The following is a 25,752-nucleotide window of genomic DNA, read 5'->3' as shown; positions in this document are numbered from 1 at the left end:
CTGATGGCTATGGAACGAATAGAGGTGAAAGGTGCTAGAGCCCACAACCTTAAAAATATTGATGTGAATATCCCGCGTGACCAGTTAGTGGTCATCACGGGTTTATCTGGTTCAGGAAAATCGTCTCTTGCTTTTGATACCATTTATGCAGAGGGGCAGCGCAGGTACGTTGAATCTCTTTCAGCATATGCGCGCCAATTTCTCGGTCAAATGGATAAACCGGATGTAGATGCCATTGAAGGTCTTTCTCCGGCGATTAGTATTGATCAGAAGACAACGAGCCGGAACCCTAGATCAACGGTCGGAACAGTTACTGAAATCTATGATTATTTACGTCTCTTGTATGCTCGAGTTGGGAAACCGATTTGTCCGATACACGGGATTGAAATTACGTCCCAAACGATTGAGCAGATGACAGATCGCATTTTAGAATATCCAGAAAGAACGAAATTGCAAGTGCTTGCGCCAGTCGTATCTGGCCGCAAAGGGACACATGTCAAAGTACTTGATCAAATTCGAAAGCAGGGCTATGTTCGAGTAAGAGTCGATGGAGAGATGGAAGATCTATCAGAAGAGATCGAGCTTGAAAAGAACAAGAAGCATTCCATTGAAGTCGTGATCGACCGAATTGTGGTGAAGGAAGGCGTTGCGGCTCGGCTGTCTGACTCTCTTGAAACGGCGCTGCGACTAGGTGAAGGCCGTGTGATGATTGACGTGATTGGACAAGAAGAGTTGTTATTCAGTGAACATCATGCCTGTCCGCACTGCGGATTCTCTATTGGTGAGCTTGAGCCTAGAATGTTTTCGTTTAATAGTCCTTTTGGTGCCTGTCCGAGCTGTGATGGGCTTGGCTCTAAACTAGAAGTTGACCCTGAGCTTGTCGTTCCTAATAAGGATTTGACGTTACGCCAGCATGCCATTGCCCCATGGGAGCCGCAGAGCTCACAATACTATCCTCAGCTCCTTGAGGCAGTATGTACACATTATGGTATCGACATGGACATTCCTGTGAAAGATATCCCGTCGCATTTATTCGATAAAATTTTATATGGAAGCGGCTCTGAACGGATTTATTTCAAATATGAAAATGATTTTGGTCAGGTACGTGAAAATGAAATTGAATTTGAAGGTGTTCTACGTAACATTGAACGACGTTATAAAGAAACCAGCTCGGATTATATTCGTGAGCAAATGGAGAAATATATGGCGAACCAGCCATGTCCGACATGTAAAGGATATCGTCTGAAAAAAGAGACGCTTGCGGTTCTGATCAATGGCAAACATATTGGAGAAATCACTGATTTGTCTGTCTCTGATGCCCTTGATTTATATGGTCAAATCGAGTTGTCTGAGAAAGATTTGCAGATTGCTCAGCTCATTTTACGCGAAATCAAAGAGCGCTTGTCCTTCTTAAATAATGTGGGATTAGATTACCTCACATTAAGCCGCTCCGCTGGCACACTATCTGGAGGAGAGGCGCAGCGGATTCGTCTGGCTACTCAAATCGGTTCTAGGCTGACAGGTGTTCTTTATATATTAGATGAACCATCTATTGGTCTGCATCAGCGTGATAATGACCGATTGATCGGGACATTGAAAAACATGCGCGACATCGGGAATACCCTCATTGTCGTCGAGCATGATGAAGATACGATGCTAGCCGCTGATTATTTGATTGATATTGGACCTGGAGCAGGAGTTCATGGGGGAGAAGTGATTTCAGCTGGGACACCGGAAGAAGTCATGAAGGACAAGAAATCTTTAACAGGACAATATTTATCTGGAGAGAAATTTATCCCACTACCGATCGAAAGAAGAAAGCCTGATGGTCGCTATATAGAGATTAAAGGTGCAAAAGAAAACAACCTGAAAAACGTCAATGCGAAGTTTCCTCTAGGTGTCTTTACAGCTGTGACTGGGGTGTCTGGTTCAGGAAAGAGTACGCTTGTGAATGAAATTCTATTAAAATCACTTGCGCAAAAACTTCACAGAGCGAAGGCGAAGCCAGGACAACACAAAGAAATCAAAGGAATGGATCATTTAGATAAGGTGATTGATATTGATCAATCTCCAATCGGTCGTACGCCAAGATCCAACCCTGCCACGTATACAGGTGTATTTGATGATGTGCGAGATGTGTTTGCACAAACCAATGAAGCCAAGGTACGAGGGTATAAAAAAGGCAGATTCAGCTTTAACGTCAAAGGTGGACGCTGCGAGGCATGTCGCGGAGATGGCATCATTAAAATCGAAATGCACTTTTTACCTGATGTGTATGTGCCTTGTGAGGTGTGCCACGGGAAACGGTATAACCGGGAGACACTTGAGGTCACATATAAAGGGAAAAACATTGCTGATGTACTTGAAATGACTGTGGAGGACGCACTCCAATTTTTCGAGAACATCCCGAAAATTAAGCGGAAGCTTCAAACGATTTTTGATGTCGGACTAGGGTACATTACACTTGGACAGCCTGCGACGACATTGTCTGGAGGAGAGGCGCAGCGTGTGAAATTGGCATCTGAGCTTCATCGTCGTTCAAACGGAAGGTCTCTTTATATTTTAGACGAGCCGACAACAGGTCTGCATGTGGATGATATTGCCCGTTTATTAAAAGTGCTTCAGCGTTTGGTCGAAAACGGAGATACGGTACTAGTGATTGAGCATAACCTTGATATTATCAAGGCTGCTGATTACCTCGTTGATCTCGGACCAGAGGGCGGTGCAGGCGGCGGAACGATCATTGCCTCTGGGACTCCAGAGCAGATTGCAAAAGAAAAAGCTTCTTACACTGGTCGATACTTAAAGCCGGTTTTAGAGCGTGACCGTAAACGAATGAAACAGTTAGTCAAATAAACAGAAAGTGTGACTTCATCATAAAAAACCCCCTCTTTTAAGAGGGGGTTCAGATTGTTGACAAAGGGCTAAAATGATCTTTATTTTAGCCCTTTGTCTTCTTTTCAGCGTGATAGAAAACCTTTGAAGTCTAGGAAGGACGAGTAACGGAGTGGAGCGAATTAAACATTCGTGAGCACCGGAACGCAGTCCTGACAAAGAATGCGAGGGTTTGTCTACACGCTGAAACCCCTCTTTTAAGAGGGGTTTTTCTTTTATTGTGCATCTTCCTTTGGCATTAAATGACTGAGTTGCGTTAAATCCTTCAAAATATGCGTGCTGCTGCTGTCGAGCAGTACCTTTAAATAACGGATATCACCATACTTAGGATGAGACGGATGAATGGTCTCAAGCTCCCTGATCATATCGCTGTTCATGCTTTTTTGTTTCTGTATAAGGTCTAAAAGCGTTTGAGCCGTCTGGTTAGTATTATGATGATCTGTCAAAATAATTACCCCCTATAATGATAATCACCATCTTTTCAACATATTTTAAAGGGTAATCCGTGAAGAATCTACACTTAGGTGCAAAAAGATGTAATTTGTGTCTAAGGTCATATGTAAATCGAATGATTTTGAAACTTTTGCTACGCAATAAACGTATGAGTTAGAAAGGAATTTTCATCATGAAGGAGCGAATATATATGAATAGAGATCAGTCGATCATTGCATCAATTTGTTATTTTAGTGTATTTTTCATGCCATTTATTGTACCAATCGTGGCATATTTTGTAGTCGACCAAAAGGAACCGAAACGGCACGCTTTGCGGGCATTGTGGTCACATGTTTTGCCAGTCGCAGCGTGCGTGTTGCTCGTTTTTGGGTCTATCCCATTTTTATTGTCAACACAGGCAAGTGACTCACTCATGCCAGTGATCACGATGCTCATCTTGTCCTTTTTAGTCGCTATTGGCTTTTTGATCTCTGTCATTTGGAATATCATTCAAGGTATTAAAGTACTTCAATCCATCAAATCGTAGGAGGGCTTTGTATGAATGAAAAAGAACGCATTTTAAAATTAGTAGAAGACGGGACATTATCGGCAAAAGAAGCGATTACGCTACTTGAAAAACTAGAGGAAAGTCCGTCTGTTTCATTAGAAAAGTCAACCGCTGATCACACCTTTCATGAAGAAAAAGCTGGTACTGAGAGCAAAGGAAATGGTACCGAAAATCTTGGTGCAAAGCTGTTTGGTTGGTTAGACTCTGCGGTGAAAAAGGTGAAAGACGTAGATCTTGATTTGAATTTTGGACAGTCGGTCGATGTTGAGCACATTTTTCAGTTCAAAGACGCCTCACTCTCTCATTTAGATATTCAATTGGCGAACGGCAGTCTCAATGTGATGCCTTGGGACGATAGCGATATTCGAGCAGAATGCCATGCAAAAATCTACCGTGCAGAAGACGGAGAGCAGGCAAGACAGCAATTTCTCAATCAATTGGACTGCGGCCTTGAAGGGGATAAATTTTTTATCCGGACCGAAAAGAAGACGATGAAAGTCAATGTCACTTTATATGTACCGCGTATCCAATACGATAAAATCAAGGTAAAACTGTTTAATGGTCCGATTCGAGGGGAAAAGCTAAAGACAAAAGAACTTGCTGCGAAAACCACCAATGGTGTCGTCTCTTTTGCCTCATTACAGGCGGAAAAGGTTGGAATTGAAACAGCAAACGGACAAATTAAACTGGCGGATCACGAGTGTGGTATGATTGAAGTAGAAACCATTAATGGGCTGATCGACCTGCGCGGGAAAAGTGAGTCAATTGATGCCCAAAGCTTTAACGGAAACATTGCTGTTCAGCTGTCGGATGAGAAGTGCCGTTCCATTTATGCGAAAACGACAACAGGCAGTGTGGACGTCCAGATCCCGCGTGCGTGTGCAGTGACCGCTGAGCTGAAAAGCAATCTTGGGTCTATTTCTCACGATTTGCTTGATGCAGAGATGATTAAAGAGAAAAATGAGACATTACAAAAAGAAAAAATGATCAAAGCCAATCAACAGGCAGTGAACAGTATATCCATTTTTGCAGAAACAAAAACAGGTTCAATACAAGTAAAGCACCAATCAGACAAGGAGTGATTCTACATGAAGAAGCTTTATCGTTCAGCAACAGATAAAAAAATAGCGGGTGTTGTTGGTGGACTTGCCGAATACTTAAGTGTCGATGCATCTTTGCTTCGCATTTTAACGGTGATCGTCGGATTTATGACAGCATTTATGCCAATTTTCTTGGTCTACTTCATCTGGTATTTTGTTGTTCCGGAAGAAGGCACTAACTAAATGTTTAGATGGATCGTCAGTATTTTAGTCAATGCATTACTTTTAATCGTTATTGCTGGATATTTTGATTCGGGCATTCTGCCAGGGCTTGGCAGCGTTTATATTGAAGGGTTTGGCGCAGCCATTGTGGCAAGTATTATTTTATCTTTGCTCAATATTTTAGTGAAGCCGTTTTTGATCATTTTAACGCTTCCAGTAACCGTCCTCACACTAGGATTGTTCTTGTTTGTGATTAATGCCATCACACTCATGATGACATCAAGCTTTATGGGCGATAGTTTTAACATTGATGGGTTTGGAACGGCCATTTGGATGGCTGTCATCTTATCCATTTTCCATCTGTTGATACAAAAAGGAATTGTGGAGCCGTTAGCGAAAAAAAGCTAACGGTTTTTTTGACCCTTTTTGTATTGTTTCTCCGTTTCATCTGACATAAAAACTTCCTTCAGGAGACACAATATCCGAAGGGAGGCGGTGCACGATGGTGAACGTGAGCAGACAAATCATGCTTTTATGTTTTTTTATCATTCTTTTTTGTTTCAATCAGCCTGCTTCAGCAGGGCCTTTTATTCAAACACAAGTCAATATACCGGACAAGCCTTTTTCTCCTTTTATCTTTGATCCCTTTCATGTGGATGTCCGACCAGTTTTAGGGGAAAAAAGCCGTGATCTCCAGTTTCGTGCGTCTATTACGGATCAGGAACAAATTTTGTCCGCGAACTTGTATTATAAACAAAGTGATGAGCTAGGGTACCGTTTGATCCCAATGGAACGGTTGCCAGGTATGAAGCCAGAATTTACAGCGAAAATTCCACCAGATCAATTATGGAATCCAACCGTTCGTTACTATACAGAGTTTCTCACGCAAAAGTCCGTGATCAAAACGGCAGAACAATCTGTCCACTTAAATGGATTTGAAGAGGATCTTTCGCGCATTCCCGACTTAGTCATCACAGAAATTGTTGTCAATTCAAAAAATCGCAAAGGCAAAGATGCATTTGAATTTATTGAGGTATATAACACCACACATGAGCCTATCTCTCTTAAACATTATCAGCTTCGCTACCGCAACCCTGCACAAGGAACTGAAATGGATGATGTGTATTCCTTTCACACTAAACCAGTGACTCTTTCACCTGGAAAACCGTATGTTTTCTGGCTGAGGAAAAAAGGGCAGGAGCATTTAACGGTAGCGGACTTCAATGCCATGTACAAAAGTCAATTAAAAGAGGGAGAGCATGTCTCTGTCATCGAAAGCAAAGGGCTGTCCAACTCTAAATCTCGTCTTGTTTCCATTACAACGAATATAGGGGAGGAGATTTCTTCAGCAGCATTTCGCTTGAAGCCTTCATGGTTTAGTGAGCATAAATCTTTGCTGTTCAAATATCCAATGGACGGTACGTCGCAAATGAAACTAATTTCGAAAATTGAAGAAGAGCCTACGCCTGGAAAAGTGCTAAAAGCACAAATTCCATCTGAGAAAAAAGAAATGTCTCAAGATATCCATAAACCTGTGATTGAAGATATGACAGTGAGGAAACCAGTGAAACCAACTGAAAGCATAGAGATTAAAGCAGATGTACAGGATGATCAGGTCGTCAAAACCGTCAAGCTTCGCTATCGAACAAATCGGAAAGATGATTTTAAGGAAATACTGCTTCAAAAAGATCATAACGACCGATTATTTCATCATATTTTTTACTCACCTGAGTTGATTGGAAAAGAACAATTGGAATATCAGCTTGAAGCGTCAGACGGTGAAAATACAGCAATGACGATGAAAAAAATGATTGATGTGGAGCAAGTTAGCAAAGCACACGGCCTTCGATTCAATGTAGAAGAAGGGGATACGGTTTCAGGATTATTTCCATTAAAGGCAACGTCTGATCAGAAAAAAAGTATTGAACTATTAATAGATGGAAAGCGGAAACAGCAAGTGTTTTCTGCCCTTGAAGCAGATCCATATATTGCATTTGATGTCAAAGGGACAAATTTATATTTTAAAAATGGTGTGTTTATAGGTAAGCGTTTACTATCTATTTTTGATAATTCGACTAAAGTGTATCGTACCTATACAATGCCAATACCAGAAGCAGAGATGAAAAAAGCAGGTCTCCAAACGATTTCTTTCCATGCAGGAACAAAATCCTCTCCAGTTGATCGGCTGCCTGGAGAGAATCACGATGATTTTGAACTAAAAAATGTCCGAATGATTCTATCGAATGGAACTCAAATTCCTCCAATCAATGCAATGCCGCAAAAAGAATGGAGAATGGGAGACAACAGTAACGCTAAAAAGGTCAGAACATTTCAATTTGAAATACCAAAAAAAGCTTATGTTTCAACGTATATGAAGTGGGATACAAGAAGGTTGAAAGAAGGGCCGCACCTAATTGAGGCAAAAAACTCAGACGAGCATGTATCTGTACATGTGATGGTCGATAATACAGGACCAAAAATTAAGACCAACGTCCAAACAAAGGATCCGTATAAAGGAGCTTTTACGTTAAAAGCAAAGGTCACAGATCGTTGGAGTGACATAGAGGAGATGAAGGCATATGTAGATGGCAAGCCAATTTCCTTGCCATACCAGACGTCCTCTAGCGAATTAAACCCGGGGGAGCACACGCTGACAATTAAAGCAAAAGATGCCGCAGGAAACATGTCAACGTTGAAAAAAGATTTCAAGACGGTACATGAACACCCTGAGCCACCAGAACGCATAGCAGATAAGACGAAAATGAAATCGTCAAAGCAAACTGTGCTCACCAAGGACCCAACGAATGATAAGTTGGATTATTCCTTTTACCGTGCTTATCAATATACATCGTTGCATCCATCAATGAAGATTTTGAAATATGCAGCGGAGACAGAACCGCCAAAGAGCTTTAACGAAAAAGGAGAAATGATTTTTTCTAATCAAGAACGAAATCGCATTGCATTTGCTGATGGTAAGTCAGTTGAAACAAAGGATTTACATCGTTTTCCCTATCATCGTTTTCAAATCAAGGTTGATCAAGACGTACGTGAAAAGGATGTCGTCGAGGCGATGTGGAAAGGGAGTTCATTGTCAGGGAGAAAGGTGACCATGTATGCATGGAATCATCAGCAAGAAAAGTGGGATAAAATCACTCATCATTTTGCTAAAGATCAAAAGGAATTTTACCTGAAAGGACTGCTGTCAGTCAGACAGTATATGAAGAATCATACGTTTGATTTACTTGTACAGGATGAAATTAGTAAAGCACAAAAGCCATATAAGATGGTTTGGATGTCTGACACACAATATTATGCAAAGAGCTATCCTCATATCTTTAAACAAATGGTCGAGTGGATCAGAGACCAGAGAGAAAAGTTAAACATTCAATATGTGTTTCATACCGGCGATATTGTGGATGATTCAAAAGATAAACAATGGCAACGTGCCGATATGTTTATGCGCGTGTTAGATGAGCATCAGATTCCTTATGGTGTTTTAGCAGGAAATCATGATGTTCGACATAAAGACGGTTTTTATGCGGAATACGGGAAATATTTCGGTGAGAAACGCTTTGCTAATAAACCGTACTATGGTGAGTCCTATCAAAACAATCGCGGTCATTATGATCTCATCTCTGCCGGTGGCAATGATTATATGATGGTATACATGGGCTGGGGGATTAAGCAAGATGAAATTGATTGGTTGAACCGTGTAATTTCTGAGCATCCAGACCGTATTGTCATTTTAAATTTCCATGAGTATTTGTTGGTCAGTGGCAACCGCAGCCCAATTGGTGACCTCATCTTCCATCAGGTAGTGAAACGCCACCCCAATATAGTGGCGGTATTTAGCGGACACTATCACGGAGCGAGCAGGAAAGTAGATGAGCTTGATGATGACAAGGATGGCAAAGTAGATAGGAAAGTATATCAGATACTCGCTGATTATCAGTCAGGTCCTGAAGGTGGACAAGGGTTTATGCGATTGATAACAGCCGATCAAGAAAAAAACCAGCTTCATTTTACGACATACTCACCTTACATGAATCAAGAGCATTTCTACGATCCTAAAACGTATGGAGATCAAGATGAATTTTCAATCGATGTGGATTTGACACCAAAAATGAAATCTGTCAAAACCAACTATTTTGAACTCAATGTGTACACAAATGTTTTGATAGGAGAGGCGCGCGGTGTAAAAAGCGGCAAAAAAGCAAGCTTTGAGTGGAAAGGCTTAAAGCCAAATGAAGACTATTATTGGTACACCGTAGCAAAAGATCGTTTTCAAGGAAAAGCGATTTCACCAATATGGAAAATTCATACAAAAGATGATCGTGAAGCAACATTTCTTAGGAAATAAAAACAGTGCTCCTTCTATAAGGGCACTGTTTATCTTTCCATTGTATGAATGAGCTTGTAACGATCTCCTCTATAAACGGAAAGGACATATTCAAATGGAATATCATTCTGAAAATAAGTCGTTCTTGCGATTGAGAGCACGGGATCACCTGTTGAAATAGATAGCACGTGTGCTTCTTCTTTTGAAGCAACATTCGCTTCAAGCTCTTGTTTTGCATGAGCAATTGTAAGGCCTGTTTGAGCCTCTATATATTCATATATAGAGCCAGTTAAATGTTCCCTTGTTAAATCTCCTGCAAATGCTTCAGGGATATAGCTCGTTTCAATTGCCATTGGTTCATCATTCGCGAGACGTATCCGTTTGAGTTCAAATATAGCATCGCCATTTGAGAGTTGTAAGACAGGTAGCAAGTGATCTGGACAAACGGTTTTTTTGAAATCAATCAGCTTGCTTGAAGCGGTGAGACCACGCTGACGCATATCCTCTGTAAAGCTTGTTAAGCCTTGAAGCGGCTGTTCAAATTTTTTCTGGCTCACAAAGGTGCCTTTTCCTTTTTGTCGATACAAATATCCTTCGTTCACGAGGTTCGATAAGGCTTGTCTGACAGTCATTCGACTTATACCAAAGCGTTCGGCATATTCTCTTTCAGAAGGAATGAGTGTATCAGGTGCTAATGTTCCATCCTTAATCTGTTTTTTCAAGTTCTCCATAATCTGATGGTACATCGGAATAGGTGACTGCTTATCAATAAACATGTGAAAATCCTCTCGTGTTTAACTTTAGCGTAGAGAACCAGCTTCTCGATCAATCAAAATCGTCACATCTTCATGAAGTTTCAGAGCAGATGCTGGGAAGTCTGGATGTATCTCCGTCTGTTCTAAGTATTGTATCACTTTTGCTTTTGATTTTCCTGATGCAAGTAGGAGTATCTTTTTACTTGAAAGAATGCTCGCAATGCCCATGGTGATGGCATGTGTAGGGACCTCATCAATAGAAGAAAAGTATCGTGCATTGGCCTGCCGCGTATTTTCATCTAGTTGCACGACATGAGTCATTGAGTTAAATGGGGTACCGGGCTCGTTAAAACCAATATGTCCATTTTGACCGATTCCAAGAAGCTGCAGGTCGATGCCGCCTATATCTTGAATGAGCTGATTATATCTTAAACATTCCTTTTCTAAATCAGGTGAAGCGCCATTTGGAAGGAAATACTGATCCTGTGGAAGATCAATATGATCAAATAAATGACGTTTCATATAGGTCATATAACTATTTTCATGATCTGGATCGAGTCCTGCATATTCGTCTAAATTGACTGTTTTTGTTTGTTTGAATGACAATTGTTGTGATTGATAAAGGTGAATTAACTCTTGATATGTATCAAGAGGTGTACCCCCCGTTGCCAGGCCGAGTACGGCATCTGGTTTAGAAGCGATTGTACGCGCGATCAGGGCTGCTGCTTCTTTGCCTAATTGTTCTTTATCTTCAAATTCAATGATGTTCATTAGTGATTGGCCTCCTTATTCTCAAAGACGATTTGTCCATGGCAGATCGTCATCATTAGTTCGCCAGACTCATCCCAAATGACAAGGTCTGCTTGTTTTCCAACTTCAATCGAACCAAGCTGCTGATCCAGTCCTAGCTGAATGGCTGCATTAGTTGAGGTCATCTTTGCTATCTCTGTCCACTCGCAATGTGTGATCTGTTTCATCCGTTTGACGCCATCTTTCATGCGCAGAATCGATCCTGCTAGTGTACCGTCTGCCAGTAAAGCTTTTTCGCCACTGACTGTGACTGTTTGGCCCCCAAACTCATACGTGCCATTCCCAAGTCCTTTTGCGCGCATCGAGTCGGTAATCATCATTAAACGATCACTTCCTTTTGCCAAATACGCAAGCTTGATGGCAAGTGGATGAGAGTGTATCCCATCCGTAATCAGCTCAATATGAAGATCCTCGTTCGTAAGAGCAGCTCCTACAGCGTTTGGTTCACGATGCTGAAACGAACTCAGTGCATTATAAAGATGCGTGACATGGCGAGCACCATGCTTTGCTGCTAATTCAATCATGTCATGATGGGTATTCGTATGTCCAATAGAAGGAATAATGTTTTTTTCTTGCAACAAGGAAAGAAAAGCAAAGTCAGGGTCTTCTTCAGGTGCAAACGTGACAATTCGAATAAGGTGTTCAGAAGCATCCAACCATTTTTTAAAAAGAGGGAGATCGGGCTGCTTTATCCATTGAACAGGCTGTGCCCCTGCTTTATCTTTCGAAATAAAAGGACCTTCAAGATGGATACCTAAACATTGTGCCTGAACGCCTGCTTGTTCTTCATTGTATGGTTTCCACTGGGCGACATTTTTAAGTGCTTGCTCTATCTCTTGATGGTTTTGAGTGATGGTTGTGGCTAAAAAACTTGTCGTTCCTTCTGACGGTAAGTGATCAGCGATTGTATTCATGGCTTCTGATGTCGCATCCATCATATCTGCTCCATATCCACCATGGATGTGAATATCAATCATTCCGGGAAGTAAATAAAAGTTTTCCCGGGAAATATATACTTTTTCATAATTTCCTGTCGGTGGTGTTGTTGAAATATAGTCAATCTTGCCGTCGCGTAAACCGACAAAACCGTTTGCAATCATTTCAGTCTTTGTCACAATATGAATATTGGAGAGCAATAAAGAGCTGCTCATGATTGTGCCCCCTTTAGTCATTGTCTTTGATTTAGTTTACCCTTTTTAAGTATAGTTGTCTATACCAGTAAATGAAAGGAAACAGGAACAGGATAAAATACTGTTTTGGGATCATCATTGAAAGTGATAAAATAGAGCTGTATTTCTGAATCGCCTGTGATAAAAGGAGGAAGAAGCGTGCCGAAAGTTCGTACGAAGGACATAATGGAACAATTTCATCTTGAACTGGTAAGTGGGGAAGAAGGGATTAATCGTCCCATTACAATCAGTGATCTTTCCAGACCAGGTATTGAAATGGCTGGTTATTTTACATATTACCCAAAAGAAAGAGTTCAACTTTTAGGGAAAACAGAGCTTTCTTTTTTTGAACAGCTCCCAGAACGCGAACGAAAGCAGAGAATGATGTCTCTTTGTACTGATATTACTCCTGCAATTATTTTGTCACGAGATCGTGAAGTGCCGAAGGAGTTAATTGAAGCTTCAAATGAAAATGGCGTACCTGTGTTACGTTCAAGCCTAAAAACGACAAGACTGTCGAGTCGTTTGACCAACTTTTTAGAAAGCAAGCTTGCACCAACGACTGCTATTCATGGTGTGCTCGTAGATGTATATGGTGTAGGTGTATTGTTAATTGGAAAAAGCGGAGTAGGAAAAAGTGAAACAGCCTTAGAATTAGTGAAGAGAGGACACAGGCTGGTCGCAGATGATTGCGTAGAAATCCGTCAAGAGGATCAGGATACGTTAGTCGGAAGCGCACCTGAGCTGATTGAACATCTTTTAGAAATCCGTGGATTAGGCATTATTAATGTGATGACCTTATTTGGAGCTGGGGCTGTCAGAAGCTATAAGAGAATTACGATTGTGATGAATCTTGAACTTTGGGAACAAGGCAAACAGTACGATCGTTTAGGACTTGAAGAAGAGAAGATGCGAATCATCGATACAGATGTACCGAAGCTGACCATTCCTGTCCGGCCTGGACGAAACTTAGCGGTTATTATTGAAGTGGCTGCGATGAACTTCAGGTTAAAACGCATGGGACATAATGCGGCGGAACAATTTACAAGTAAACTAGCCGATGTCATTGAAGACAATGGCCAAGATGAATAGGAGTTGTCTATATGAACGAAGCGATTCAGCCAATTGATCCGATTGCTTTTCAGCTCGGACCTCTTTCGGTTCATTGGTATGGTGTGATCATTGGGGTAGGAGCCTTACTAGGACTCTGGCTCGCACTGAGAGAATGTGAGAAAAGAGGAATCAATAAAGATACGTTTATTGATTTAATCTTATTTGCCATTCCAATAGCGATTATTTGTGCACGAATTTATTATGTATCCTTCGAATGGGATTACTATCAGCAGCACCCAAATGAAATCATTAAGATTTGGCATGGCGGAATTGCCATTCATGGCGGGCTGATAGGCGCTGTGCTGACAGCAATCGTCTTCACAAAAGTGAAAAAGGTGTCCTTCTGGAAAATAGCGGATGTAGCAGCACCTAGTATTTTACTAGCGCAGGCCATCGGACGCTGGGGGAACTTTATTAATCAGGAAGCGCATGGTGAGGCTGTTTCAAGAGCCTTTTTAGAGAATTTGCATTTGCCTGATTTTATCATTAATCAAATGTATATTGATGGGACGTATTATCACCCAACGTTCTTATACGAATCATTATGGAATCTTGCCGGTGTTGTGATCTTGATTTTATTACGTAGAACATCGATTCGCAGAGGCGAAATCTTCTTGTCTTATTTAATTTGGTATTCAATCGGTCGTTTCTTCATAGAAGGTATGAGAACGGACAGTTTGATGCTGACAGAACATCTTCGAATCGCTCAAATGATTTCGATTGCCATTTTTGCAGTGGCTGTTTTGCTGATCATCTTTAGAAGAATAAAAGGGTACGCATCAATTTCATATAAAGAGAACGACTCATCGAATTAAAGCAGGGGGGATCAAAGAGATGGGGGAGACATGGAAAAACGGCTTAAAAGCGGGGCTATCGACTACTTGGACACTTGGAAAAGTCATCTTTCCGGTTACCATTCTCGTCAGTATCTTGCAGCATACGCCTGTTATGGATTGGATGATTCAATTCATACGGCCATTGATGGGATTGTTTGGTCTTTCAGGGGAAGCAGCTATTCCTCTTGTATTAGGAAATGTGTTGAACTTGTATGCGGGCATTGCCGCCATTTTGACACTAGATCTTCCTGTGAAGGAAGTGTTTATTTTGGCTGTGATGCTGTCCTTTTGTCATAACCTGATCATCGAATCGACAGTGGCAGCAAAGGTTGGACTCAGAGTGTCAGTCATTTTGCTGGTCAGAATCAGTCTTGCTGTAGTTTCAGCTATTGTCATTCATCTCGTTTGGCAGGGAGGCCAGGAGCCGGCACAATATGGACTACTGACGGCAGCTCAGACGGCTGATGTGCCTTCCAGCTGGTACATGATTGTCCTAGTCGCTTTACAAAAAGCCGTACTCGGCGTGCTCCAGCTCGCCTGTATCGTCATCCCTCTTATGATTATCATTCAATTCATGAGAGATTTAGGATGGCTCCATACGCTGTCTAAGTGGATGTCTCCATTTACGAGAATGCTTGGAATGAAAGAAAATACGTCGATGACGATGGTCGCTGGGTTAACCATTGGTCTAGCATACGGAGCTGGCGTGATGATGAAGGCAGTGGAAGAGGACGGCGTGAGTAAAAAGGATTTAACCCTTGCTTTCATTTTCCTTGTTGCTTGCCATGCAGTGGTCGAAGATACGCTGATATTTATTCCTCTTGGGATTCCTGTGTGGCCGCTTCTTGTCATCCGTCTGATATCTGCTATTTTATTAACAGCTGCCATTAGCTATATTTGGCGAAAGCGCGAACTTGCAGCTGTTAGAAAGGAAGCCATATGAACGAATCAATTATTAACACCGTGCTATTTGATTTAGATGGCACATTAATCAATACGAATGAATTAATTATTGCTTCATTTCAACATACGCTTGATCATTATTACCCTGGTCAGTACAGCCGTGAAGAAATCCTTCATTTCATTGGTCCGTCATTATTTGATACTTTCTCTGCGATGGACCCTAATCTAACGGATGACATGATTCAGATGTACCGTACATTTAATCATGAACAGCATGATCTGCTCGTGACTGAATATGAGACTGTTTTAGATACATTGAAAGTTTTGCAGGATCAAGGATTTAAGCTTGGCATTGTCACAACAAAGATACGTGACACAGTGTTAATGGGATTGAAGCTGACCGGTTTAGAGCCATTCTTTGAGGTGATTGTGACGCTCGATGATGTCCAAAATGAGAAGCCGCATCCTGAGCCAGTCCAACTGGCATTATCCAAGCTGGGCAGTGATCCACATGAAGCGGTGATGGTCGGCGATAATTATCACGATATTTTGTCTGGTCAAGCGGCAGGGACAAAAACAGCAGGTGTTGCTTGGTCGATTAAGGGAGAAGAGGCCCTTTTAAAGCATCGACCTGATTTTATGTTAAAGAAAATGAGTGATCTCCTGGCGATTGTTGGAGCTGATTGAGTTGAGAAAAACAGATCGTTATCCTGTAAAAGGGGTCAATTCGTTACGACAAGTCTATCGGACGGTTCCTTTTTTCAAAGTGGTGAAAAACTTTATTTTCATTCAAATCGCACGGTATACGCCCTTTATGGGAATGAAAAATTGGATATACAGAACCTTTCTTCGTATGAAGGTCGGCGAAGATACAGCGTTTGCCTTAATGGTCATGGTGGATCTCATGTTTCCTGAGAAAATCACGGTCGGTCGAAATTCGGTGATTGGCTATAACACCACCATTTTGACCCATGAGTATTTGATTAAAGAATATAGGCTTGGGGAAGTCTATATTGGTGATGAAGTCTTAATTGGAGCCAATTCCACCATTTTACCTGGTGTGACGATTGGGGATGGAGCGATCGTGTCAGCTGGTACACTTGTTCATAAGGATGTTCCAGCAGGCTCATTTGTTGGAGGAAATCCAATGCGTATGATTTATACGAAAGAAGAAATGAAAGTACGTCAATCTAAGTCTGCTGAGTAGCTCGGCAGACTTTTTTGTTGACAATATGTTATGGTGTAACTATAATGATTACAACAGAGGTGAGAAAACATGAAAATCAGCAGCAGATTTACTGTCGCTGTCCATATTCTGGCCTTGCTATCACTTGAAAAAGGATCATTACAGACATCGGAGGATATCGCGGGAAGTGTGAATACAAACCCAGTTGTTATCCGCCGGATTATGAGTAAATTAAAAAAAGCAGGCCTAATCTCAACGAGTCTTGGTAAAGGTGGTTCTCAGCTGAACCGCAGTGAAGAGGAGATCACGCTACTTGATGTGTATAAAGCGGTTGAAGTGGTGGATGAGGGAGAATTGTTTCAAATCCATGAAAGCCCCAATCCTGACTGTCCGATCGGTGCAAATATTCAAGCTGTGCTTGAGTTAATCTTGTGCCGCGCTCAAAGTGCGATGGAGCAAGTGCTTGCTGAGATCAAATTAAGTGAACTAACGCAGGTGTTAATCAAAAAAATTGGATGATCTATTCAATTTTTTTTGCCCTTGTTGTAACCATATCAGTTACACCTTTGTTTATCAAATAAAACATTTTACAGGAGGAATTCATATGAAAATTGGTATTATTGGCGCTACAGGTAAAGCAGGACAGGAAATTGTAAAAGAGACTCAATCAAGAGGACATGAAGTAACAGCTATCGTTCGAGATGCGCAAAAAGTGACAGATTCATCCGTTGCTGTTATCGAGAAGGATGTGTTTCATTTACAAGCAGAAGACATTAAAGGCTTTGATGTCATCGTCAATGCATTTGGCGCACCTGCTGGGAAAGAGCACCTGCACGTAGAGGCTGGGAAAAAGCTGATTGAGATTTTCAAAGAGGTACCCGATACGCGTTTAATCGTTGTGGGCGGAGCGGGCAGTCTTTTTGTTGATGAAGCCCAAACCACAAGACTTGTGGACACACCAGAATTTCCACAGGAGTATATCGCAACTGCTTCACAGCAAGGTGAAAACCTAAAAGATCTTCAACAAACTGAAGGATTAAAGTGGACGTTCCTCTGCCCTGCTGCATTCTTTGATCCAGCAGGCAAACGTACAGGTTCTTATGTGAAAGGAAAAGATCAACTGATTGTTAATTCTAAAGGTGACAGCTATGTGAGCTATGCCGACTACGCCATTGCGCTCGTTGATGAAATTGAGCAGGCTGCCCATGTTGGAGAACGTTTTACCGTTGTATCTGATGCAGAATAAGTCAATTCGTTGCCGCTAAAAACGATGAGTGAGGAGTTTAATGTATGAATGATGATCAAGAATTGTCTCTCATTTATGTATGGGATGCGTATTGTGGCTGGTGTTATGGTTTTTCCATCAGTATCCGTACTTTGCATGAGAATCATCCTGACATATCACTGACGCTAGTATCTGGCGGGTTTTTTGTAGGAGAAAGAAGTCTTCCAATAAAAGAATATCCGCATATATCAGAAGCGAATCGACGGATCAGTCAGCTAACTGGCGTTGAGTTTGGTGAACGTTATCAGAAGCTGCTAGCAAATGGGACGTTTCTCTTAGACTCTGAGGCTGCAGCCATTGGGTTTTCAGCACTAAGATCCGTTGCTCCAGATCGTGCATTGTACTTGGCTTCATCAATGCAAAAGGCTTTTTATCAAGACGGAAAAAGCCTGAGTGATGAAAAAACGTATCGGGAGATCGCTATGGTGCATCAACTTGATCCTGAAGCAGTCATTGAACGTACGAAAACAAAAGAAACGATCAATGATGCGTATGCCGACTTTGCGAAGGTTCAACAGCTTCAAGTAAATAGCTACCCTACCCTTTTGTTAAAAAAAGGGGATGAATACTTCAATGTAGGCGGAGGAGCGATGACAGCTGAAAAGCTTGAGGAGCGCCTGAAGGAAATTATAGAAAGATCATCATAAAAAACCATCCTCTATTCGAATAGAGGATGGTTTTTTCATGTTCTTAAAGAGAACTTGTTCTATGCTTTAATGATAATCGCCTGACTACCCATCTGTTCCCAAGAATCTTCAAACTGATCACGGTCGACTTTTTGATTCTTTTCTCCATAAGGGTTATTTAAGTAAACATGCTCCTTGTCATAGCCTGTGATGACCACGCTATGCATATTAAAGCTTACATCGATTTTGCCATTTGGTGTATTCCATGTTTCGATGTTATCTATTTTGTCAAAGGTGGATGTGGTAATCACCCAAACAGGATACCCTTTTTCAAGTGATTGATAAATGGCTTTTTTGACAGGTTTTCCGCTTAAATCGACGACTTGAGCGCCTGCATATTTTTTCGCAAGCTGATAAATAGGTTCATGGTATACACCAAGGCCTGGTCCATTCTCCATATCTCCTACAAACCCGTCACGTGGGTCTCCTTTTAAACCATTTTCATAATTGAGCGGAACACGTTTGATTTCATTTGCCAATGCATCTTTCGTCACTTGCTCATAGCCGCTGTAATGGAGAAGCATCGCTAAGCTTGTGACTTCGCATCCATTATAAAGCTTTGGGGCATCCATCTGATTGTAGAGGATGACGTCCATGGCTTTTTTACTTCCTTTTAAAGAAGAATAAGTGGTGTCTGTTTTTTTTGTTGATCGTGTTTCTTCAGCTGCAAGTGCCGTATCGTTTTCTTTTTCTTTTTCTTTGGCTGCTTCGTGTGGTGAAGCTGTCTTTTTGACTTGGTCGATTTGTGTCACGTATATAAAGCCGAAATAAACAAGGCATGCGCACAACAAAGTTAGGATTAATGTCTGGATGAACTTCACTGTAATCTCCTGTTTTATTCAATATTTTTATGTATTATAGCACGTTCTTTCACCGAACATGCAGAAAAGGGACAGGTGTCACTTGAATGTAATAATTCCACAAATTTTTCATGAAAATAGAGAGAAAATAAAAATGATTGATTTAATTACTTTATTTTGTTAGCATATTATCATATTAGCGAACTAAAGGATTCGGAATTTTTTGTTTTAATGTGTTGGAGGTGCAGAAGAACATGTTTATGTTTGAGAAACCGTATGGTATGCGGGATTCATTACCAGGATTGTATGAGACGAAGAAAAAAGTGAGACATTCCTTAACAGAGGTCATGAATGGTTGGGGTTACCGGTTGATGGAGACACCAACGCTTGAATTTTACGATACAGTCGGTGTTCAATCGGCGATTACAGATACACAGCTCTTTAAGCTTTTAGATCAGAACGGGCAAACCCTAGTACTCAGACCTGATATGACGGGACCTATTGCGAGAGTAGCGGCATCAAAGCTCCATGAACAGGCGTTTCCGCTTCGCGTTGGGTATGCGGCCAATGTGTTCCGGGCGCAGGAAAGAGAAGGCGGAAGACCATCAGAATTTGAGCAGGTCGGAATTGAGTTAATTGGAGACGGTTCGATTAGTGCAGATGCTGAAGTGATCGCGCTTGTCGTATTCGCATTAAAAAATGCTGGGCTCAATTCCTTCAAAATCGCAATTGGGCATGTCGCTTTAGCAGAGACGTTATTTGTAGATGTGCTGGGAAATACAGAGCGTGCAAACGTCCTTCGCCGATTCTTATATGAAAAGAATTATGTAGGATATCGTCAGCATGTGAAGCAATTGCCACTCTCCTCCATCGATAAAGCGAGGCTGTTACAGCTTTTAGAGTTAAGAGGAGGCCAGGAAGTCACAGAGCGGGCAGAGGAAATCGTCGTTTCACAAGAAGGAAAAGAGGTGCTCGCGCAGTTAAAGTCGCTTTGGGAGACACTGGAAGATTACGGCTGTACAGAATATATCCGTCTCGATTTAAGCATGGTGAGTCATATGAGCTACTACACGGGTATTTTGTTTGAAGTATTTGCTGATCATGTTGGATCAGTCATCGGAAGTGGCGGTAGATATGACCAATTGCTTGCTCACTTTAATGCACCTGCACCAGCTACAGGATTCGGACTTCGATTAGACCGTCTGCTTGAAGCGCTCGATGTAAAAGAAATCAATGAGCCACAGGAGGCAGTGATTTTTAGTAAAGAACAAAGGCTGGAGGCTTTTGCTTTTGCAGAAAAGGAGCGGTCAAAAGGGAAAAAGATCGTGCTGCAAGACTTAGCAGGGATTGAAAATATTGACGCGATGACCAAGGCATTTGAGCAGGTGACTTATTTTATCGGCGCTAGAAAGGGAGAGCAAAATGGGTAAAGTGTTGACGATGGCGATGCCAAAGGGCCGAATATTTGAAGAGGCCGCAGGGCTGTTAAGGCAGGCGGGTTATCAACTGCCAGAGGAATTCGAGGATTCAAGAAAGTTAATCATTGATGTACCGGAAGAAAGCCTCCGCTTTATTTTAGCGAAGCCAATGGATGTGACGACTTATGTAGAGCACGGTGTAGCAGATGTGGGCATTGCAGGAAAGGATGTCATGCTCGAAGAAGCTCGTGATGTGTACGAGGTGCTTGATTTAAACATCAGTAAATGTCATTTAGCAGTTGCTGGATTGCCAGGAGCCAGCTGGGGTGGTGTCGCGCCGCGTGTGGCCACAAAGTACCCAAATGTCGCATCTTCCTATTTTAGAGAGCAAGGTGAGCAAGTAGAGATCATTAAGCTGAATGGTTCCATTGAATTAGCACCGCTCATCGGACTCGCCGATCGTATTGTTGATATTGTCTCTACAGGACAAACACTTAAGGAAAACGGTCTTGTTGAAACGGAGCATATTTGTGATATTACGTCACGGTTTATAGTCAATCCTGTGAGTTATCGGATGAAGGATGCGGTGATTGATGAAATGGCGCAGCGCCTTGCAAGAATCGTTGAAGGGGAGGAAACATCATGAACATCACCTACATACAAGAAGGTGACACAGACACACTCTCACTCAAACGGACTTTAGATACGGGCACGGAAGAGCAGCGCTTGGCTGTTCAGCGGATTATACAAGAAGTGAGAATAAATGGCGATCAAGCGGTCCAGTCTTTTACAAAGCAATTTGATGGGGTGCTGCTTGAAGATCCGCTTGTCACAGAGGAGGAAATGACAAAAGCCTTTGAACGCTTGGACCCAGCCATGATTCAGGTGATCCAAACGGCTATCCGCAATATTCGCACATACCATGAGCGTCAGCTGACATCCTCTTGGTTTTATCATCAGCAAGATGGCTCGATGCTTGGACAAAAGGTGACACCGCTTGATGCAGTTGGTGTGTATGTCCCCGGCGGAACCGCTGCTTATCCATCATCTGTTTTAATGAATGTCATTCCGGCGCTTGTCGCTGGTGTTCAGCGAATTGTCCTTGTGACACCACCAGGGAAAGACGGTTGCCTATCTGATGCTGTACTCGTTGCTGCGAAGGAGCTCGGTATTTCTGAGATGTATAAAATGGGCGGTGCACAGGCGATTGCGACACTTGCCTATGGAACAGAAACCATTCAGCCTGTTGATAAAATTACAGGTCCAGGCAACATCTATGTCGCACTGGCAAAGCGGGAAGTATTTGGTCAGGTCGACATTGATATGATTGCTGGTCCAAGTGAAATTGCGGTTCTAGCAGACGACTCGGCTATAGCACATGAGGTGGCGGCTGATTTACTTTCTCAGGCAGAGCATGATGCGCTGGCATCTAGTATTTTGGTCACCCCGTCTAAGACACTTGCGGAAAACGTGCAAGCTGAGGTGCAAGCGCAGCTAGACACCTTACCAAGAAAAACAATCGCCGCACAATCCATACAACATCATGGCCGTATATACGTGACGGATTCCATGGATCGTGCAGTAGACGTTGTCAATCAGTTAGCGCCAGAGCATTTAGAGGTGCTGACAGCCTATCCAGAATCATTTCTTGGTCAAATTAAGCATGCAGGGGCAATTTTTTTAGGGCGTTATAGCCCTGAGCCGGTAGGCGATTATTTTGCAGGACCAAATCACGTGCTGCCAACCAACGGAACAGCTAGATTTTCTAGCCCACTCGGTGTGACCGATTTTCAAAAGAAAACGAGCATTATTTCATATAGTCAAGAAGCCTTTGAGACACACAGGGATAGCATTGCGGCTTTTGCCAGATTAGAAGGGCTCGAAGCGCATGCAAGGTCGATTGAATCGAGAAAGCGGGAGGAATCGTCATGAGACAGGCGGAAACAGCGAGAAAAACAAATGAAACGAATATTTCATTAGCGTTAGAGATTGATGGAGAAGGAAAAGCGGATATTCAAACAGATGTCCCTTTTATGACACACATGCTCGATCTATTCACGAAGCATGGACACTTTAATTTGACCGTCGATGCGAAAGGAGATACGGATGTTGATGATCACCACACAACAGAAGATATTGGCATCGTTCTTGGGCAAATGTTTAAGGAAGCGTTAGGTGATAAAAAAGGAATCAAGCGATATGGTTCGAGTTTTATTCCAATGGATGAAACGCTTGCTCAGGTCGTGGTTGATTTAAGCAATCGTCCTCATTTAGAAATGAGAGCGACCTTCCCAAGTCAAAAGGTCGGTACATTTGATACAGAGCTCGTGCATGAATTTCTTTGGAAGTTTGCGTTAGAAGCCCGTATAAATCTTCATGTCATTGTTCACTATGGAACCAATACGCACCATATGATTGAAGCGATTTTTAAAGCGATGGCACGTGCTTTGGATGAAGCAACAACCATTGATCCACGTGTGAAAGGGATTCCTTCAACAAAGGGGATGCTCTAATGATCGGCGTCATTGATTACGGAATGGGAAATTTGTTCAGCGTATCAAAAGCACTAGAACGAGCAGGTGCCCGTTATATCGTCTCCGCTGATGTGGAGGAGCTCAAAAAGGCAGATGCTTATATTTTGCCTGGGGTCGGTTCGTTTCGTGATGCGATGCAGCTGTTAAAACAGACAGGACTTGAGGCATTTATCCACCAAGTTGTGCAGGAAGGAAAGCTGCTATTCGGCATTTGCCTTGGGATGCAGCTGTTATTTGAAGAAAGTGAAGAGGCAGGACGTACGAAAGGGTTGGGACTGCTAAAAGGGCGTGTCGTTCTTTTAAAAGATCATGACAAGGATGGGCAAAGGCTGAAGGTGCCTCATATGGGGTGGAATGAGCTCACATTTCATCAGCCCTCCCCATTGTTTGACGGAGTACCAGAAGGATTTGCGTACTTTGTTCACTCTTATTATGTGAGGGATATGAATCCAGAAGAGCAATTAGCAAGCGCAGACTATGGCGTTCAAGTGCCAGCAATTGTCGGTAAGGGAAATGTGCTAGGCGCACAGTTTCACCCTGAAAAAAGCAGTACAACGGGCATGGCGCTGCTCAAACAATTTATTCAACTAGCAAACGAACAGAGGGTGAACAAATGAGTGAATTTACATTGTATCCAGCGATTGATATGAGGAATGGCAAATGTGTACGGCTCGTGCAAGGAGATTATGATCAAGAAACCATTTATGGAGATTCACCGCTCGATATGGCGACGCGATTTGCAAATGAAGGAGCAAAGTGGATTCATCTCGTTGACCTAGATGGTGCGAAGGCGGGGAATCGCGTCAATCATGAGCATGTGCTGGCGATTGCTTCATCCTTAGATATAAAAGTACAAATTGGTGGCGGCATTCGGACAGAAGAAGACGTTGCCTTTTATATAAACAATGGCGTAGCTCGGGTCATCCTTGGCAGCTCGGCTGTTTCTAACCCTGCTTTTGTGAAAAAAATGCTTGCGCAATATGGGGAGAAAATAGCGATTGGCATTGATGCGCGAAATGGATTCGTATCGACTGAGGGGTGGCTTGAAACGTCGAAAGTGAAGGCAGAGGATCTCGGCAAAGAATTGGCAAAGGAAGGCGCAGAGGTCTTTATTTTCACAGATATTCAAATGGACGGCATGCTGGCGGGTCCCAATGTGGAAAGTACAGTTCGCTTAGCAGAAGCGACTGGCAAACAAGTCATTGCTTCAGGTGGTATCAGTTCGGTAGCTGATCTTCAAAAGCTGTCAGCACAAAAGCAGACAGGCGTTTCTGGTGCGATCATTGGAAAGGCACTTTATACGGAGCGGTTTACTTTAGCAGAAGCAATTGAAGGGCTTGACCGCGTATGATGACAAAACGAATCATCCCATGTCTCGATGTGAAGGAAGGGCGCGTGGTGAAAGGGGTGCAATTCCTCGGTTTAAAGGATGCTGGTGATCCGGTAGAATTAGCGCAGATATATGATGAGGAAGGGGCAGATGAACTCGTCTTTCTTGATATTTCTGCCTCTCATGAAGGCCGGAAAACGATGGTGGATGTGGTCAAGCAAGTGGCGTCCACTCTTGCCATCCCTTTTACGGTAGGCGGTGGAATTAACCACCTTGATGATATGAAGCGCATATTAAGAGCGGGCGCAGACAAAGTATCTGTGAACACAGCGGCAGTTTTAAGACCAGAACTGATTTCAGAAGGCGCCGATTTTTTTGGTTCCCAGTGCATCGTCGTCGCAATAGATGCAAAGTACGATGAAGAGAAAAAAGCGTACATGGTTTATACACACGGAGGGCGTCGCCAAACGGATATAGAGGTAAGCGATTGGGCAAAAGAAGCCGTGCTGAGGGGGGCAGGAGAGATCTTGCTCACAAGTATGGATGCCGACGGTGAGAAAAAGGGCTTTGATCATCGATTAACAAAGCTTGTGTCAGAAGCTGTCACTGTGCCTGTCATTGCTTCAGGAGGCGCTGGCAATGCTCAGCATATGCTGGAGGCATTTACAAAAGGAGAAGCGGATGCAGCTTTAGCAGCCTCCATTTTTCATTATAAAGAGACTTCAATTCAAGAGGTAAAGACATACTTGAAAGAACACGGGGTGAAGGTCAGATGAAACAGGCAAACGAATTATCCTTTAATGAGGCAGGCTTGATACCTGCGATTGTACAGGATGCTCAAAGTAAGGAAGTCTTGACATTGGCGTATATGAATCAAGAATCCTATGAAAAAACAATAGAGACAGGGGAAACATGGTTTTACAGCCGGTCAAGAAACGAGCTTTGGCACAAAGGCGCCACATCTGGACATACTCAGCGCGTCACATCCATTCGATATGACTGTGACAAGGATGCGCTGCTTGTTCTTGTCACACCAAGTGGACCAGCGTGCCACACTGGTAGTTATAGCTGCTTTTCGGAAGAAGGCGAGAAACGTCAAACGGAAGAGCAGGATCGTTTTTCGATTTTAAATGAACTTGAACAGGTGATTGCGAAACGTCAGGCTGAAATGCCAGAAGGCGCTTATACAACCTATCTATTTGAAAAAGGAGTCGATAAAATCCTGAAAAAGGTAGGGGAAGAAGCGTCAGAGGTCATCATTGCTGCGAAAAACCGGGATCAAGAAGAATTGAAATGGGAAACAGCCGATCTTCTGTATCACCTGCTTGTGTTATTGCGTGAACAGCAATTGCCTCTTGATGATGTTTTAAAAGTATTAAAAAAACGTCATCAAGGTGAGTGAAAAGCCGGGGATACCTCTGGCTTTTTATT

General features: G+C 42.5%; 27 protein-coding genes. 22 read left to right on the top strand and 5 right to left on the bottom strand.

Annotated features, from left to right (window positions below; genetic code table 11):
* The first annotated feature begins 3 nt into the window (after nucleotides 1-3).
* Nucleotides 4-2,856 carry an excinuclease ABC subunit UvrA gene (uvrA, locus tag MKX52_RS15780; RefSeq protein WP_342491009.1) on the top strand — a complete coding sequence of 951 codons (2,853 nt, stop codon included), beginning with the start codon at nucleotides 4-6 and terminating at the stop codon, nucleotides 2,854-2,856.
* 254 nt (nucleotides 2,857-3,110) lie between these two features.
* Here uvrA and MKX52_RS15775 read toward each other — a convergent pair whose 3' ends face one another.
* On the bottom strand, nucleotides 3,111-3,341 hold the full coding sequence (locus tag MKX52_RS15775; RefSeq protein WP_012011388.1) for a hypothetical protein: 231 nt from the start codon (nucleotides 3,339-3,341) through the stop codon (nucleotides 3,111-3,113).
* A gap of 197 nt (nucleotides 3,342-3,538) precedes the next feature.
* On the opposite strand from MKX52_RS15775, the gene MKX52_RS15770 reads away from it, so the two are divergent.
* From MKX52_RS15770 to MKX52_RS15750, 5 genes are all read left to right on the top strand, one after another.
* Nucleotides 3,539-3,874, top strand: a complete 336-nt coding sequence (locus tag MKX52_RS15770) for a hypothetical protein (protein WP_012011387.1) — start codon at nucleotides 3,539-3,541, stop codon at nucleotides 3,872-3,874.
* Nucleotides 3,875-3,885: 11 nt separating this feature from the next.
* Nucleotides 3,886-4,977, top strand: coding sequence for a DUF4097 domain-containing protein (locus MKX52_RS15765; protein ID WP_012011386.1), 1,092 nt, complete (start codon nucleotides 3,886-3,888; stop codon nucleotides 4,975-4,977).
* A gap of 6 nt (nucleotides 4,978-4,983) precedes the next feature.
* Nucleotides 4,984-5,178: a PspC domain-containing protein gene (locus tag MKX52_RS15760; RefSeq protein WP_012011385.1), complete on the top strand. Its 195-nt coding sequence runs from the start codon at nucleotides 4,984-4,986 to the stop codon at nucleotides 5,176-5,178.
* Nucleotides 5,179-5,565 carry a phage holin family protein gene (locus MKX52_RS15755; RefSeq protein ID WP_012011384.1) on the top strand — a complete coding sequence of 129 codons (387 nt, stop codon included), beginning with the start codon at nucleotides 5,179-5,181 and terminating at the stop codon, nucleotides 5,563-5,565.
* A 94-nt stretch (nucleotides 5,566-5,659) separates the two neighbouring features.
* Nucleotides 5,660-9,517, top strand: coding sequence for a metallophosphoesterase (locus MKX52_RS15750; protein ID WP_342491008.1), 3,858 nt, complete (start codon nucleotides 5,660-5,662; stop codon nucleotides 9,515-9,517).
* 29 nt (nucleotides 9,518-9,546) lie between these two features.
* Here the strand turns inward: MKX52_RS15750 and MKX52_RS15745 are convergent, their stop codons facing one another.
* Genes MKX52_RS15745 through nagA form a run of 3 tightly spaced genes read right to left on the bottom strand, consistent with a single transcriptional unit; the run spans nucleotide 9,547 to nucleotide 12,212 of the window.
* Nucleotides 9,547-10,272, bottom strand: coding sequence for a GntR family transcriptional regulator (locus MKX52_RS15745; RefSeq protein WP_151021332.1), 726 nt, complete (start codon nucleotides 10,270-10,272; stop codon nucleotides 9,547-9,549).
* A 24-nt stretch (nucleotides 10,273-10,296) separates the two neighbouring features.
* Complete coding sequence (gene nagB, locus MKX52_RS15740; RefSeq protein ID WP_224925322.1) at nucleotides 10,297-11,022, bottom strand: glucosamine-6-phosphate deaminase; 726 nt, start codon at nucleotides 11,020-11,022, stop codon at nucleotides 10,297-10,299.
* A complete protein-coding gene (gene nagA, locus MKX52_RS15735) occupies nucleotides 11,022-12,212 on the bottom strand; it encodes an N-acetylglucosamine-6-phosphate deacetylase (protein WP_251184870.1) in 1,191 nt (396 codons plus the stop codon). Before nagA ends, nagB begins: the two co-directional genes overlap by 1 nt.
* A gap of 177 nt (nucleotides 12,213-12,389) precedes the next feature.
* On the opposite strand from nagA, the gene hprK reads away from it, so the two are divergent.
* From hprK to MKX52_RS15695, 8 genes are all read left to right on the top strand, one after another.
* Nucleotides 12,390-13,322 carry an HPr(Ser) kinase/phosphatase gene (gene hprK / locus MKX52_RS15730; RefSeq protein WP_003212943.1) on the top strand — a complete coding sequence of 311 codons (933 nt, stop codon included), beginning with the start codon at nucleotides 12,390-12,392 and terminating at the stop codon, nucleotides 13,320-13,322.
* A gap of 11 nt (nucleotides 13,323-13,333) precedes the next feature.
* Nucleotides 13,334-14,158, top strand: coding sequence for a prolipoprotein diacylglyceryl transferase (lgt, locus tag MKX52_RS15725; RefSeq protein WP_342491007.1), 825 nt, complete (start codon nucleotides 13,334-13,336; stop codon nucleotides 14,156-14,158).
* A 19-nt stretch (nucleotides 14,159-14,177) separates the two neighbouring features.
* Complete coding sequence (locus MKX52_RS15720; RefSeq protein ID WP_342491006.1) at nucleotides 14,178-15,122, top strand: nucleoside recognition domain-containing protein; 945 nt, start codon at nucleotides 14,178-14,180, stop codon at nucleotides 15,120-15,122.
* The gene (ppaX, locus tag MKX52_RS15715) at nucleotides 15,119-15,769 is read left to right on the top strand and encodes a pyrophosphatase PpaX (protein WP_342491005.1); all 651 of its coding nucleotides are present in this window, start codon (nucleotides 15,119-15,121) and stop codon (nucleotides 15,767-15,769) included. Before MKX52_RS15720 ends, ppaX begins: the two co-directional genes overlap by 4 nt.
* A gap of 1 nt (nucleotide 15,770) precedes the next feature.
* Nucleotides 15,771-16,289, top strand: a complete 519-nt coding sequence (locus MKX52_RS15710) for an acyltransferase (protein ID WP_342491004.1) — start codon at nucleotides 15,771-15,773, stop codon at nucleotides 16,287-16,289.
* Between the two features lie 69 nt (nucleotides 16,290-16,358).
* A complete protein-coding gene (locus MKX52_RS15705) occupies nucleotides 16,359-16,787 on the top strand; it encodes an Rrf2 family transcriptional regulator (protein ID WP_088001119.1) in 429 nt (142 codons plus the stop codon).
* A gap of 85 nt (nucleotides 16,788-16,872) precedes the next feature.
* Nucleotides 16,873-17,514, top strand: a complete 642-nt coding sequence (locus MKX52_RS15700; protein ID WP_251184869.1) for an NAD(P)-dependent oxidoreductase — start codon at nucleotides 16,873-16,875, stop codon at nucleotides 17,512-17,514.
* 44 nt (nucleotides 17,515-17,558) lie between these two features.
* On the top strand, nucleotides 17,559-18,200 hold the full coding sequence (locus tag MKX52_RS15695; protein WP_342491003.1) for a DsbA family protein: 642 nt from the start codon (nucleotides 17,559-17,561) through the stop codon (nucleotides 18,198-18,200).
* 59 nt (nucleotides 18,201-18,259) lie between these two features.
* Here the strand turns inward: MKX52_RS15695 and MKX52_RS15690 are convergent, their stop codons facing one another.
* Nucleotides 18,260-19,060, bottom strand: a complete 801-nt coding sequence (locus MKX52_RS15690; protein WP_342491002.1) for a C39 family peptidase — start codon at nucleotides 19,058-19,060, stop codon at nucleotides 18,260-18,262.
* A 233-nt stretch (nucleotides 19,061-19,293) separates the two neighbouring features.
* Here MKX52_RS15690 and MKX52_RS15685 point away from each other — a divergent pair, with 233 nt between their 5' ends.
* Genes MKX52_RS15685 through hisIE form a run of 8 tightly spaced genes read left to right on the top strand, consistent with a single transcriptional unit; the run spans nucleotide 19,294 to nucleotide 25,723 of the window.
* The gene (locus tag MKX52_RS15685; protein ID WP_342491001.1) at nucleotides 19,294-20,469 is read left to right on the top strand and encodes an ATP phosphoribosyltransferase regulatory subunit; all 1,176 of its coding nucleotides are present in this window, start codon (nucleotides 19,294-19,296) and stop codon (nucleotides 20,467-20,469) included.
* On the top strand, nucleotides 20,462-21,103 hold the full coding sequence (hisG, locus tag MKX52_RS15680; protein ID WP_251184868.1) for an ATP phosphoribosyltransferase: 642 nt from the start codon (nucleotides 20,462-20,464) through the stop codon (nucleotides 21,101-21,103). The genes MKX52_RS15685 and hisG overlap by 8 nt, the downstream gene beginning before the upstream one ends.
* Entirely contained in the window at nucleotides 21,100-22,389 is a 1,290-nt protein-coding gene (gene hisD / locus MKX52_RS15675; RefSeq protein ID WP_342491000.1) for a histidinol dehydrogenase, read from the top strand. Before hisG ends, hisD begins: the two co-directional genes overlap by 4 nt.
* Nucleotides 22,386-22,970 (top strand): imidazoleglycerol-phosphate dehydratase HisB, encoded by a 585-nt coding sequence (hisB, locus tag MKX52_RS15670; RefSeq protein ID WP_342490999.1) that lies wholly within the window; start codon nucleotides 22,386-22,388, stop codon nucleotides 22,968-22,970. Before hisD ends, hisB begins: the two co-directional genes overlap by 4 nt.
* Entirely contained in the window at nucleotides 22,970-23,608 is a 639-nt protein-coding gene (hisH, locus tag MKX52_RS15665) for an imidazole glycerol phosphate synthase subunit HisH (RefSeq protein WP_342490998.1), read from the top strand. The genes hisB and hisH overlap by 1 nt, the downstream gene beginning before the upstream one ends.
* A complete protein-coding gene (hisA, locus tag MKX52_RS15660) occupies nucleotides 23,605-24,342 on the top strand; it encodes a 1-(5-phosphoribosyl)-5-[(5-phosphoribosylamino)methylideneamino]imidazole-4-carboxamide isomerase (RefSeq protein WP_342490997.1) in 738 nt (245 codons plus the stop codon). Before hisH ends, hisA begins: the two co-directional genes overlap by 4 nt.
* Nucleotides 24,339-25,097 carry an imidazole glycerol phosphate synthase subunit HisF gene (gene hisF, locus MKX52_RS15655; protein ID WP_217013480.1) on the top strand — a complete coding sequence of 253 codons (759 nt, stop codon included), beginning with the start codon at nucleotides 24,339-24,341 and terminating at the stop codon, nucleotides 25,095-25,097. The genes hisA and hisF overlap by 4 nt, the downstream gene beginning before the upstream one ends.
* Nucleotides 25,094-25,723 carry a bifunctional phosphoribosyl-AMP cyclohydrolase/phosphoribosyl-ATP diphosphatase HisIE gene (gene hisIE / locus MKX52_RS15650; protein WP_012011364.1) on the top strand — a complete coding sequence of 210 codons (630 nt, stop codon included), beginning with the start codon at nucleotides 25,094-25,096 and terminating at the stop codon, nucleotides 25,721-25,723. The genes hisF and hisIE overlap by 4 nt, the downstream gene beginning before the upstream one ends.
* Nucleotides 25,724-25,752 lie beyond the last annotated feature (29 nt).

It is taken from the genome of Bacillus sp. FSL R5-0422, from assembly GCF_038610765.1.
In the GTDB taxonomy this organism is placed as follows: Bacteria; Bacillota; Bacilli; order Bacillales; family Bacillaceae; genus Bacillus; species Bacillus pumilus_O.
Note: the sequence above shows the minus strand (reverse complement) of the source record. Positions and strands in the feature narration are given on the sequence as shown.

What these genes read in the sequence shown, in the direction of transcription:
- MKX52_RS15705 (WP_088001119.1), top strand. Translation starts at nt 16,359, where the DNA reads ATGAAAATCAGCAGCAGATTTACTGTCGCTGTCCATATTCTGGCCTTG.
- uvrA (WP_342491009.1), top strand. Translation starts at nt 4, where the DNA reads ATGGCTATGGAACGAATAGAGGTGAAAGGTGCTAGAGCCCACAACCTT.
- hisF (WP_217013480.1), top strand. Translation starts at nt 24,339, where the DNA reads ATGATGACAAAACGAATCATCCCATGTCTCGATGTGAAGGAAGGGCGC.
- ppaX (WP_342491005.1), top strand. Translation starts at nt 15,119, where the DNA reads ATGAACGAATCAATTATTAACACCGTGCTATTTGATTTAGATGGCACA.
- MKX52_RS15685 (WP_342491001.1), top strand. Translation starts at nt 19,294, where the DNA reads ATGTTTATGTTTGAGAAACCGTATGGTATGCGGGATTCATTACCAGGA.
- nagA (WP_251184870.1), bottom strand. Translation starts at nt 12,212, where the DNA reads ATGAGCAGCTCTTTATTGCTCTCCAATATTCATATTGTGACAAAGACT.
- hisA (WP_342490997.1), top strand. Translation starts at nt 23,605, where the DNA reads ATGAGTGAATTTACATTGTATCCAGCGATTGATATGAGGAATGGCAAA.
- MKX52_RS15720 (WP_342491006.1), top strand. Translation starts at nt 14,178, where the DNA reads ATGGGGGAGACATGGAAAAACGGCTTAAAAGCGGGGCTATCGACTACT.
- MKX52_RS15755 (WP_012011384.1), top strand. Translation starts at nt 5,179, where the DNA reads ATGTTTAGATGGATCGTCAGTATTTTAGTCAATGCATTACTTTTAATC.
- lgt (WP_342491007.1), top strand. Translation starts at nt 13,334, where the DNA reads ATGAACGAAGCGATTCAGCCAATTGATCCGATTGCTTTTCAGCTCGGA.
- hisB (WP_342490999.1), top strand. Translation starts at nt 22,386, where the DNA reads ATGAGACAGGCGGAAACAGCGAGAAAAACAAATGAAACGAATATTTCA.
- MKX52_RS15750 (WP_342491008.1), top strand. Translation starts at nt 5,660, where the DNA reads ATGGTGAACGTGAGCAGACAAATCATGCTTTTATGTTTTTTTATCATT.
- hisIE (WP_012011364.1), top strand. Translation starts at nt 25,094, where the DNA reads ATGAAACAGGCAAACGAATTATCCTTTAATGAGGCAGGCTTGATACCT.
- hisG (WP_251184868.1), top strand. Translation starts at nt 20,462, where the DNA reads ATGGGTAAAGTGTTGACGATGGCGATGCCAAAGGGCCGAATATTTGAA.
- MKX52_RS15695 (WP_342491003.1), top strand. Translation starts at nt 17,559, where the DNA reads ATGAATGATGATCAAGAATTGTCTCTCATTTATGTATGGGATGCGTAT.
- MKX52_RS15770 (WP_012011387.1), top strand. Translation starts at nt 3,539, where the DNA reads ATGAATAGAGATCAGTCGATCATTGCATCAATTTGTTATTTTAGTGTA.
- nagB (WP_224925322.1), bottom strand. Translation starts at nt 11,022, where the DNA reads ATGAACATCATTGAATTTGAAGATAAAGAACAATTAGGCAAAGAAGCA.
- MKX52_RS15745 (WP_151021332.1), bottom strand. Translation starts at nt 10,272, where the DNA reads ATGTTTATTGATAAGCAGTCACCTATTCCGATGTACCATCAGATTATG.
- MKX52_RS15700 (WP_251184869.1), top strand. Translation starts at nt 16,873, where the DNA reads ATGAAAATTGGTATTATTGGCGCTACAGGTAAAGCAGGACAGGAAATT.
- MKX52_RS15765 (WP_012011386.1), top strand. Translation starts at nt 3,886, where the DNA reads ATGAATGAAAAAGAACGCATTTTAAAATTAGTAGAAGACGGGACATTA.
- hisH (WP_342490998.1), top strand. Translation starts at nt 22,970, where the DNA reads ATGATCGGCGTCATTGATTACGGAATGGGAAATTTGTTCAGCGTATCA.
- hisD (WP_342491000.1), top strand. Translation starts at nt 21,100, where the DNA reads ATGAACATCACCTACATACAAGAAGGTGACACAGACACACTCTCACTC.
- MKX52_RS15760 (WP_012011385.1), top strand. Translation starts at nt 4,984, where the DNA reads ATGAAGAAGCTTTATCGTTCAGCAACAGATAAAAAAATAGCGGGTGTT.